This is a genomic window from Christiangramia aestuarii (assembly GCF_009735585.1).
GTDB classification, from domain to species: domain Bacteria; phylum Bacteroidota; class Bacteroidia; order Flavobacteriales; family Flavobacteriaceae; genus Christiangramia; species Christiangramia aestuarii.
In genome coordinates this window covers 1-593 of sequence record NZ_VJVW01000034.1, presented here as the reverse complement: position 1 = coordinate 593, position 593 = coordinate 1, and the positions used below count along the sequence as shown (strand labels likewise).

The following is a 593-nucleotide window of genomic DNA, read 5'->3' as shown; positions in this document are numbered from 1 at the left end:
ACAAGGATGGCGTGCTGACCCGGGCCCAGGAGGTCCATCCGATCAACTACTACGATGTGCCGCTGGTCTCCAGCACCCTGGAAGCGATCTACGACTTCAAGGGCGGCCGCTACTTCGTCGATGGGCTGGACAACAACGAGCCGATGTACGACTTCGGCGTGCAGGTTGGGCCGCGCGACTTCACCCCGCAGGCGCTGCGCCGGGAGGGGAACTGAGGCGGACGGCCCTCAGACGATCAGCTCGGCGCCGCGTAGCGTGCCGTCGTCGTCCAGGCGCGCCGGCGCCGGGCTGATCTGCAGGTACTTGATGCTGTCCCGCGGAATCAGCAGCAGGTCGCCGTCGACCTCGACGCTGAGATAGGGCGTGTCCAGTTGCTGGCGGATGCTGCGGGCAACCTCGGCCGGGTCGTCCTGCTGGCGCGGGAAGCGCAGCGACAGGCGCTGGCCGTCGGTGAAATGCAGGTAGAGGTGCTTGATCGGTTTCATGCGGGCTCCCGGAGGCCATGACGCTCTTGGGGACGGCGCTGGCCGCCGGGAGACCGGGGGCTCAGCTGCGATCGGCGATCATGCCGATCACGAAGAACACTAGCAGGA

2 protein-coding genes are annotated in these 593 nt (G+C 66.9%); one reads left to right on the top strand and one right to left on the bottom strand.

All coding sequences use genetic code 11. The features are described 5' to 3' along the window. The coding region (locus FLP08_RS16805; protein ID WP_156278077.1) for a DUF1329 domain-containing protein at positions 1-215 on the top strand (215 nt) is incomplete at its 5' end. 12 nt (positions 216-227) lie between these two features. Here FLP08_RS16805 and FLP08_RS16800 read toward each other — a convergent pair. Continuing rightward, positions 228-485 carry a hypothetical protein gene (locus FLP08_RS16800; RefSeq protein WP_003084524.1) on the bottom strand — a complete coding sequence of 86 codons (258 nt, stop codon included), beginning with the start codon at positions 483-485 and terminating at the stop codon, positions 228-230. Positions 486-593: the final 108 nt, after the last annotated feature.